The sequence below is a fragment of the Kineosporia sp. A_224 genome (genome assembly GCF_002198655.1).
Lineage (GTDB): Bacteria > Actinomycetota > Actinomycetes > Actinomycetales > Kineosporiaceae > R-H-3.
Genome location: NZ_MWLN01000139.1, coordinates 1 through 9115, shown reverse-complemented (window position 1 = coordinate 9115; position 9115 = coordinate 1). Strand labels below are relative to the sequence as shown.

The following is a 9115-nucleotide window of genomic DNA, read 5'->3' as shown; positions in this document are numbered from 1 at the left end:
ACCGCCGTCGACCCCGGCCCCCGCAGCCGCCCCGCGCCCGGCCGCGGCAGCACCTCCGGCAGCTCCGACGGCGGCGACGCCCCCGCACCCGGGGGGACCACCTCGTGAGCGGTGTCGAGGTGCTCTTCATCGGGTTCGGCGCACTGACGGTCTCCGCGGGGATCCTCGCGGTGTCGAGCCGCCAGGTCGTCCACGCCGCGCTCTGGCTCGTCGTCGCGCTCGGCGCCCTCGCCGGGGTCTACCTCACCCTCGGCGCGGAGGTCGTCGCGCTCGTCCAGCTGCTCGTCTACGTCGGCGCGGTCGTCGTCCTCGTGCTCTTCGCCCTCATGCTCACCCGCGCGCCGATCGGGGTCCGCACCGACCTCGACGCCCCGCCCGGACGCCGCGCGGGTGCGCTCGCCGCGGGTGTCGCCGTCGCGGCCCTCGTCGGCGGCACGCTGCTCGCCGCCGTCGGGGACCGCACCGTCACCCCGGACCGGGCCCGCGGCGAGGCCCGCCCGCTCGGCGAGGCCGTCTTCGGTGCCTGGCTGCTGCCCTTCGAGCTGCTCTCCGTGCTCCTGCTCGCCGCGCTCGTCGCGGCGCTCGCGGTGAGCCGGGGCGGCGGGGAGGAGGACCGGTGACGACCGCCTCCTTCGCGTCCCCGACCGGGGTCGAGCCGCGCGCCGTCCGGGTCTTCGGCGAGCCCGAGGCCGGCGGCCACGTCGTCACCGGCGACCACTGGGTCGACGTCCCGCTCGACCACGCGACGGCCGACGGCCCGCGGATCGCCGTCTACGCCCGCGAGGTGCGCCGCGCCGACAAGGCGGCCGCCGACCTGCCCTACCTGCTCTTCCTCCAGGGCGGTCCCGGCGGCCGCTCCCCGCTGCCCGGCGTCGACGGCCCGGGCTGGCTCTCCTGGGCGCTCGAGCGCTACCGCGTGCTGCTGCTCGACCAGCGTGGCACCGGCCGCTCCACCCCGCAGGACCGGCGCACCCTGGCCCGGCTCACCCCCCGCGAGCAGGCGGACCGGCTCGCGCACTTCCGGGCGGACGCGATCGTCGCGGACGCCGAGGTGCTGCGCCGCCGGCTGCTCGGGGACACCCCGTGGACGACGCTCGGCCAGTCCTACGGCGGCTTCTGCACGTGGACCTACCTCTCCTTCGCCCCCGAGGGCCTGGCCGGCTGCTACGTCACCGGCGGGATCCCGCCGGTCGGCGTCCCGGCCGAGGACGTCTACCGGGCGACCCACCGCGCGGTCGACCGCCGGGTCGCCGCGCTGGACGCCGCGCACCCGCGCGTGCGGGCGGTGCTCGCGGACGTCGCCGCGCACCTCGTGCGGCACGGCGAGTACCTGCCGACGGGGGAGCGGCTCACCGCCCGCCGGCTCCAGGAGGTCGGCAGCGTCCTCGGCGCGGCCGGCGGGATCGACCTGCTCGCGCACCTCGCGGACGACGCGTGGGCGATGCCGGGGCGGCTCTCGGACACCTTCCTCGCGGGGGTCGCCGGGATCGTCTCCTACGCCCGCAACCCGCTCTACGCGCTCGTCCACGAGGCGATCTACGCGGAGACCGGCGACGAGACCCGCTGGGCCGCGCAGCGCGTCCGCGACGAGCTCGGGATCGGGGTCGAGGGCGTCCCGGGGGAGGACGGCGTCGCGCGACTGCCGCTCACCGGCGAGATGGTCTACCCGCACACCGTGACCCGGGACCCGGCGCTGGCCCCGCTCGCCGAGGCCGCGCACCTGCTCGCCGAGACGACCTGGGACCGGCCGCTCTACGACCCGGCGCGGCTCGCCAGGAGCACCGTCCCGGTGGCCGCGTGCCTCTACACGCAGGACATGTACGTCGACCCCGACCTGTCGCGCGCGACCGCGGGTGCGACCGGAGGCGTCCGCGTCGTCGAGGACACCGTCCACCACCACGACGGGCTGCGCCGGGCCGGGGACGACGTCCTCGGGCTGCTCGACGTGGCGCTGGGCGCCGTCCGGACGACGACCGCGGCCGCCGCGACCGCGCCCCCCTCGGCGGTGGCCGGGTGATCCACCTCGTCGGTCCGGTCGTCCTCGCGGCGGCCCTCGCCGGGACCGGGGTCTACGGCCTCCTCGCCCGCCGCAACGCCGTCCTCGTGCTCATCGGCGCCGAGCTGCTGCTCGCCGCGGCCGGCGTCCTGCTCGTCACGGCGAACGCGCTCCCGGCGGGCGGCCTGGCCCAGCTCACGGCGCAGGACGGCGGCCAGGTCGCCGAGCTGCCCGCCGACCCGCTGCTGCCCGGCCAGGTCATGACGGTCTTCGCGATCACGATCGCCGCGGCCGAGGTCGGGCTCGCGCTCGCCGTCATCCTCCTGCTCTTCCGGGCCCGCTCGACGAGCGACCTCGACGCCGTGCGGGAGCTCGGCGAGGCGTCGCCGACGTACACCGAGACGCCGGGGGCCGACGCGCCGGGGGTCGATCTCCCACTGGTCGTGGCGGCCGCCCCGGCGGCGGCTCCCGGGCCGCCTGCTGTCCCGGCCCCGCCGTCCACCGAACCGCCCGCCGGCGGTGACACGTGACCGCCTCCGGCGCCGTCCTGACGATCGCGGTCCCGGCCGCGGCGGCAGTCCTCGGCCTCCTCACTGGCCGCCGCTGGGGTGCGGACACCCGCTACCTCGGGGTCCTCGGTGCCTTCGGTGCCTTCGCCGGGGCCTGCCTCGAGCTGTGGGCCGTGCTCACGGACGGGCCGCGGGACCGGATCCCGTTCCTCGGCCTCGTCGACACCGGTGCCGGCGTGCTGCACCTCGACCTGCGGGCCGACCAGCTCAGCGCCTTCGTCGCCGTCGCCGTCGGGCTCGTCGCGTTCTGCGTGCAGGTCTACTCGACGGCGTACCTGCACGGCCCGGGGACGCCGGACGCCCCGACCCGCTACCCGGCGTACGCCGCGACCGTCTCGCTGTTCACCGCAGCGATGATGCTCGTCGTCCACGCCGACGACCTCGTGCTCCTGCTCGTCGGCTGGGAGGTCATGGGCCTCTGCTCGTACCTGCTCGTCGGCCACCACAGCGAGCGCGACTCCGCCCGGCGGGCGGCCGTCAAGGCGTTCCTCGTGACCCGGGTCGGCGACCTCGGGGTGCTGCTCGCCGTCGTCCTCCTGCTCCTGCAGGTCGGGACGACGTCGATCAGCCGGCTCACCGCGGCGGAGGGCCCATTCGACGTCCCGGCGAACGCCCTGGTCGCCGTCCCCGGCTGGCTGTTCGCGACGGTCGGGCTGCTGCTGCTCCTCGGCGCCGTCGGCAAGTCGGCCCAGTTCCCGCTGCACACGTGGCTGCCCGACGCGATGGAAGGCCCGACCCCGGTGTCGGCCCTCATCCACGCCGCGACGATGGTCGCCGCGGGCGTCTTCCTCGTCGCCCGGCTGCTCCCGCTGTTCCTGCTCTCGGACGTCGCCCTCACCGTCGCCGCGGTCGTCGCGTCGATCACGATGCTCGGCGCCGCGCTCGCCGCGCTGGCGCAGGACGACCTCAAGCGCCTGCTCGCCTGGTCGACCGTCAGCCAGGTCGCCTACATGCTCGCGGGCGTGAGCGTCTCCGCCGCGACCGACGGCGAGGGTGTCGCCGGCGCCCAGGCCGGGATCTTCCACCTGCTCTCGCACGCCGCGTTCAAGGCCCTGCTCTTCCTCGTCGCGGGCTGCGTCACGCACGTCGTCGGCTCGACCCTGCTCGCCGACATGGGCGGCCTGCGCCGCACCCACGCCCCGCTCGCGCTGCTCCTCGGCCTCGGGCTCGCGGGCCTGGCGGGCATCCCGCCGCTCGGCGGGTTCTGGTCCAAGGAGGCCGTGCTCACCGCGGCCGAGCACGCGGCGTCGTCCGGGGTCGGCTGGCCCGCGCAGATGGTGCTCGCGAGCGGACTCGTGACGACGCTCGTCACCGGCGTCTACGCCGGCCGGGCGTTCGCGATCGTCGCGACGGGCGAGGTCCGGCCCGCGCCGGGCGCCGTCGGTGCCGCGGCCGCCGACCCGGCGCTCGTGCCCGCCGCGCAGGAGGGCGAGCCGCCCGCCGACGCGGTCGCCGACGAGGTGGTGGACGCCGACGACGTGGTCGCCGGGGACGCCCATGCGCACCCGCTGCCGCGCGCGATGGTCTGGCCGCTGTGGGTGCTCGCGGTGCCGACCGTGCTGCTCGGGCTCGTCCTCGTCCGGCCGCCCGCGCTGATCGGGGAGGTCCACGTCGAGGTCTGGACGGCGTTCACCGGCACCCTGCTCTCGCTCGCCGGCATCGGCTGGGCGCTCACCGCCCCCGCGCTCGGCGCCCGGGACGTCGCCGACGCCCTGCCGCGCGCCGTCCGCGCCGCCCTGCGCGACGGCTACCGGATCGACGCCCTCCAGGACCTGCTCGTCGTCCGCCCGGTCCGCGCGCTGGCCCGGGCCGTCGGACGCGGCGACCGGGACGTCGTCGACGCCTACGTGCGCGGCACGGCGACCGGCGCCGGCTGGGCCGGGGGCGTCCTGCGCCGAGCGCAGTCGGGCCTCGTCACCGGCTACCTCAGCTGGGTGCTCGCGGGCGCTGCCGTCCTCGCAGCGGTCGGGGTGGTGCTGTCGTGAGCACGTTCCTCGACTCCCTCGGCGGCTGGCTGCTCGTCGTCCTCGTCGCCGCCCCGCTCCTCGCGGCCGCCGTCCTGCTCGCCGTCGGCGACCGGGTCCGCGACCGGGCCGCCGCCGAGACCGGCACCGCGGTCGCGGCCGGCACGCTGCTCGTCGCGGCGCTCGCCGCGGTCGGCGCCGCCCCCTACGACCGCCCCGGCACCGGGCTGTCGGTCGACGTCGCCTGGATCCCCGCGCTCGGCGTCCGCTTCCACCTCGGGCTCGACGGCCTCGGTGCCCCGCTCGTGCTCCTCACGGCGCTGCTCACGCTGCTCGTCTGCTGGCACCTCGTGCGGGTGCGGCCGGTCGCGGGCCGGGTCCGCGGGCTCGTCGCGTGCATCCTCACCGTCGAGTCCGGAGCGCTCGCGACGTTCACGGCGCAGGACCTCCTGCTGTTCTTCGTCGCGTTCGAGGTCGTCCTCGTGCCGATGTGGTTCGTCGTCGCGCTGTGGGGCGACGACACCCAGGCGCCGCGGGTCGGCGAGCCGTCGACGCCGCTGCCGGGCGGCGAGCGCGCCCGCCGGGACGCCGCGAACCGGTTCGTCCTCTACACCGCGCTCGGTTCGGCGGTCATGCTGCTCGGGCTCGTCCTCGTCGCCCTGCGCACCGGGACGACGGACCTCGCGGCCCTCGCGTACGCCGGCGGCGCCGGGATGTCGACGACGACCCAGACGATCGCGGCGACGCTCATCGTGTTCGGGCTCGCCGTCAAGGCGCCGATGTTCCCGCTCCACACCTGGCTGCCGCCGGCGCACACGATCGCCCCCACGGCGGGCTCGGTCCTGCTCGCGGGCGTCCTGCTCAAGATGGGCACGTACGGCCTGGTCCGGGTCGCGGTCCCCGTCGTGCCGGACGGCGTCCGCGCGATCGCGCCGTTCCTCGGCGCGCTCGGGGTCGCGGGCATCCTCTGGGGCGGTCTCGCGTGCCTCGTCGAGCGCGACCTCAAGCGCCTCGTCGCCTTCTCCTCGGTGGCGCACATGGGCTTCGTGCTCCTCGGGGTGGCCTCGATGACACCGCAGGGCCTGCAGGGTGCGCTCTTCGCGAACGTCGCCCACGGCCTCATCACGGGCCTGCTCTTCCTCGTCGTCGGCGCCCTCAAGGACCGCCGCCACACCGCGGACCTCGAGGGCCTCGGCAGCGGTCTGCGCGACCGGCTGCCCCGGCTCGGCTGGTTGCTCGCCTTCGGTGCCGTCGCCGGGCTCGGGCTGCCCGGGCTCGCCGGCTTCTGGGGCGAGCTGCTCGCGATCGTCGGCGCCTGGAACGGCGAGGGGGCGCTCGGCCCGCTCGCCCGGCCGCTCGCCGTCCTCGCCGCGTTCGGCACGGCGCTCGCCGCCGCCTACCTGCTCCGGGTGCTCTTCCTCGTCTGGCACGGGCCGAACGGCCGCAGCGCCGGGCCGGCCGGGCCGGCCGCGCTCTTCGCGCCGGTGACCGTCGGCGACGCGACGACCCACGAGGTCGCCGTCGCCGCGCCGCTCGTCGTCGCGACCGTCGTCCTCGGGCTGCTGCCTTGGCTGCTCCTCGACGTCACCGCACCGATCGTCCGGGTGCTCCTCGCGGGGGTGGGCTCGTGAACTTCGCGATCACCGGCGTCCAGGCCGTCGACCCGCTCGCGCTCGCCCCGGCGATCGCGACGCTCGTGACGATCGTCGTCCTCGTGCTCGTCGACGCGGTCGCCCCGGCCACCGCCCGGCTGCGCCGTGTGCACGACGTCGTCGCGCTCGCCGGGCTCGGGGTCTCCGGGGCGTTCGTCGCCGTCCTCGGGGTCGCCGCCACCGGGCGCGACCTCGGCCCGGTCGCCGGGGCCGCCGTCCGCTCGACGGTCTGCGTGGCCGGCCAGGGCAAGCTCGTCCTGCCCTCGTGCTCGTTCGTCGTCTCGCCGCTCACCCTGACGCTGCAGGCCGTCGTCGTCGTCGGGGCCGTCGTGTGCCTGCTCCTCGCCGTCGACGGGCCGGGCGCGCGGGACCGGTCGGTGCACCACCTGCTCCTGCTCGCCACCGTGACCGGGGCGCTCGTGCTCGCCGGCTCGCGCGACCTGGCGACCCTCGTCGTCGCGTTCGAGACGGCGTCGCTGCCGGTCATCGGCCTCGTCGCGCTGCGCCGCGACGCCCAGGGCGCGCAGGGCGCGGTGACGCTGCTGCTCACCGCCGTCGCCTCGCTCGGGCTGCTCCTGGTCGGCGTCGCGATGCTCCTGCTCGCCACCGGATCGCTGCACCTGGACCGGATCGCGGCGGCGGTCGGCGACCCGACCCTGCCCGACTCGGTGCGCGTCGTCGCGGTCGCGGGCACCCTGCTCGCCGTCGCCGGCATCGCGTTCAAGCTCTCCGTCGTCCCGTTCCACCTGTGGACGCCGGACACCTACGCGGGAGCCCCGCTGCCGGTCGCGGCGTTCCTGTCCGTCGTCTCCAAGGCCGCCGGCCTGGCCGCCGTCGTCGTCCTGCTCGGGGTCGGGCTGCCCGCCCTCGGGGACGCCTGGTCGCCCGCGGTCGCCGTCCTCGCCGCCCTGACCCTGACCGTCGGCAACCTCGTCGCGCTGCGCCAGACCGTCGCCGTCCGGCTGCTCGCGTGGTCGACGGTCGCGCAGGCCGGCTGGGTGGTCCTGCCGCTCGGCGCAGTGGCGTCCGGTGCCCCCGGAGACGCCCGGCAGGCGGTCGCGGCGGCGGTGGGGTACCTCGTCGCCTACGGCGTCGCGAGCCTGCTCGCCTTCAGTGTCGTCGTCCTGCTCGCCCGCCACCACCCGGCCGGCGAGGACCACACCCTCGAGGCCTACCGCGGCCTGGCCCGCCGCGAGCCGGTCGCCGCCGGCGCCCTCGGGTTCGCCCTGCTCTGCCTCGCCGGCCTGCCGCCCGGTCTCGTCGGCCTCGTCGCCAAGGTCGTCGCCGTCCGCCCGCTCGTCGACGCCGGCGTCTGGTGGCTCGCGGTGGTCGCGGCGGCGAACGTCGCCCTCGGCGTCGCGTACTACCTGCGCTGGACGGCGCTGCTCGTCGTCCGCCCGACCGCGACCCCGCCGACGTGGCGGGTCCGGCCGGCCGAGGGGATCGCGCTCGGGATGTCCCTCGCGCTGTGCGTCGCGTTCTCGGTCCTGCCGCAGGTCGTCGCCGGGCTGATCCCGACCGCGCTGCGCTGACGGGTCGGTCGGCGTTCCTTCGGGTGCGGGGCTCCTGCCCAGGTCTGGGGAGGCGTCCTCTGGTGTGTTCTGCACCTCTCACGCCGTCCTCTGGCGGGTCCCGCACTTCATGTGACGTGCCCGGGGCGGCGCTCCCGTCGTCCTCTGGTGTCCGACGCACCTCATGCCTGCTGCGCGTCGTCCTCTGGTGTGCGAAGTACCCCAAACTCGAGTTTTGAGGTACTTCAGACACCAGAGGACGACGCCCCGCGCGTAACCCGCCAGAGGACGCCGACGTAGCGTGCATTCTCCGCCAGAGGACGCCCGACGTAGCGTGCAGGACCCGCCAGAGGACGCCGACGTAGCGTACGAACCCCGCCAGAGGACGCCACCCACCCCGCTGCCTGGGAGTCCGCTGGGAGCCCGCTGGGCCGGGAACGACGCCCCCGGGGACCACGTTGACACGTATGGATGCCGGTCCTCGGCACCACGGAAGGAGCACGGATCCGCGATGGGCCACCGCCACTTCAACGGTCTCAAGACCGCTGTCCTGCTCGGCGGGCTGTCGGCACTTCTCCTCGTCGTCGGCAACCTGCTGCTGGGCCGGACGGGTCTGGTCATCGGGCTGTTCGCCGCCCTGGCCATGAACGCCTACGGCTACTGGAACTCCGACAAGCTCGCGCTGCGGGCCATGCGCGCGCGGCCGGTCAGCGAGGCCGAGCAGCCCGCGATGTACCGGATCGTCCGGGAGCTCTCGACGGCCGCCCGGCAGCCGATGCCGCGGCTCTACGTCTCCCCGACGAACGCCCCGAACGCCTTCGCGACCGGCCGCAACCCGCGCAACGCCGCCGTCTGCTGCACCGAGGGGATCCTCCAGATCCTCGACGAGCGCGAGCTGCGGGGCGTCCTCGGGCACGAGCTCATGCACGTCTACAACCGCGACATCCTCACGGCGTCGGTCGCCGGCGCGGTCGCGAGCGCGATCACCTTCATCGCCCAGTTCGGGATGTTCTTCGGCGGCGGCAGCGACGACGAGGACCGGCCGAACCCGGTCGTGCTCATCGGTCTCATGATCCTCGGCCCGCTCGCGGCCGGCGTCGTCCAGATGGCGATCAGCCGCACCCGCGAGTACGACGCCGACGAGGACGGCGCGAAGCTCACCGGCGACCCGCTCGCCCTTGCCAGCGCCCTGCGCAAGCTCGAGTCCGGCACGAACCGGCTGCCGCTGCCGCCGGAGCGCGACCTCGTCAACGCGAGCCACATGATGATCGCCAACCCGTTCCGGGCGGGCGGCATCTCCCGGGTCTTCTCGACCCACCCGCCGATGCCGGAGCGGATCGCCCGGCTCGAGGCGATGGCCGGCTACCGGCGCCCCTGATCCCGACCGACCCGCCCCCGACCGCGAGGAACAGGTAGTTTCGGA

7 protein-coding genes are annotated in these 9115 nt (G+C 76.0%); all 7 read left to right on the top strand.

Features of this window, described 5'->3' with window-relative positions; translation table 11 throughout:
- The first annotated feature begins 104 nt into the window (after nucleotides 1-104).
- The 7 genes from EDJALFJO_RS12465 (at nucleotide 105) to htpX (ending at nucleotide 9070) form a co-directional block, all read left to right on the top strand.
- Nucleotides 105-620 carry an NADH-quinone oxidoreductase subunit J gene (locus tag EDJALFJO_RS12465; protein ID WP_088285651.1) on the top strand — a complete coding sequence of 172 codons (516 nt, stop codon included), beginning with the start codon at nucleotides 105-107 and terminating at the stop codon, nucleotides 618-620.
- The gene (locus EDJALFJO_RS12460; RefSeq protein WP_088285649.1) at nucleotides 617-2017 is read left to right on the top strand and encodes an alpha/beta fold hydrolase; all 1401 of its coding nucleotides are present in this window, start codon (nucleotides 617-619) and stop codon (nucleotides 2015-2017) included. Before EDJALFJO_RS12465 ends, EDJALFJO_RS12460 begins: the two co-directional genes overlap by 4 nt.
- Nucleotides 2014-2526, top strand: coding sequence for an NADH-quinone oxidoreductase subunit K (locus EDJALFJO_RS12455; protein WP_088285647.1), 513 nt, complete (start codon nucleotides 2014-2016; stop codon nucleotides 2524-2526). Before EDJALFJO_RS12460 ends, EDJALFJO_RS12455 begins: the two co-directional genes overlap by 4 nt.
- Nucleotides 2523-4550 (top strand): NADH-quinone oxidoreductase subunit L, encoded by a 2028-nt coding sequence (locus tag EDJALFJO_RS12450; protein ID WP_088285645.1) that lies wholly within the window; start codon nucleotides 2523-2525, stop codon nucleotides 4548-4550. Before EDJALFJO_RS12455 ends, EDJALFJO_RS12450 begins: the two co-directional genes overlap by 4 nt.
- Nucleotides 4547-6160 carry a NuoM family protein gene (locus tag EDJALFJO_RS12445; RefSeq protein WP_088285643.1) on the top strand — a complete coding sequence of 538 codons (1614 nt, stop codon included), beginning with the start codon at nucleotides 4547-4549 and terminating at the stop codon, nucleotides 6158-6160. The genes EDJALFJO_RS12450 and EDJALFJO_RS12445 overlap by 4 nt, the downstream gene beginning before the upstream one ends.
- Nucleotides 6157-7713 (top strand): NADH-quinone oxidoreductase subunit N, encoded by a 1557-nt coding sequence (locus EDJALFJO_RS12440; protein WP_143448540.1) that lies wholly within the window; start codon nucleotides 6157-6159, stop codon nucleotides 7711-7713. The genes EDJALFJO_RS12445 and EDJALFJO_RS12440 overlap by 4 nt, the downstream gene beginning before the upstream one ends.
- A gap of 490 nt (nucleotides 7714-8203) precedes the next feature.
- Nucleotides 8204-9070, top strand: a complete 867-nt coding sequence (htpX, locus tag EDJALFJO_RS12435) for a zinc metalloprotease HtpX (protein WP_088285639.1) — start codon at nucleotides 8204-8206, stop codon at nucleotides 9068-9070.
- The last annotated feature ends 45 nt before the right edge of the window (nucleotides 9071-9115 follow it).

Coding starts and splice junctions, on each gene's coding strand:
- htpX (WP_088285639.1), top strand. CDS start 8,204: ATGGGCCACCGCCACTTCAACGGTCTCAAGACCGCTGTCCTGCTCGGC.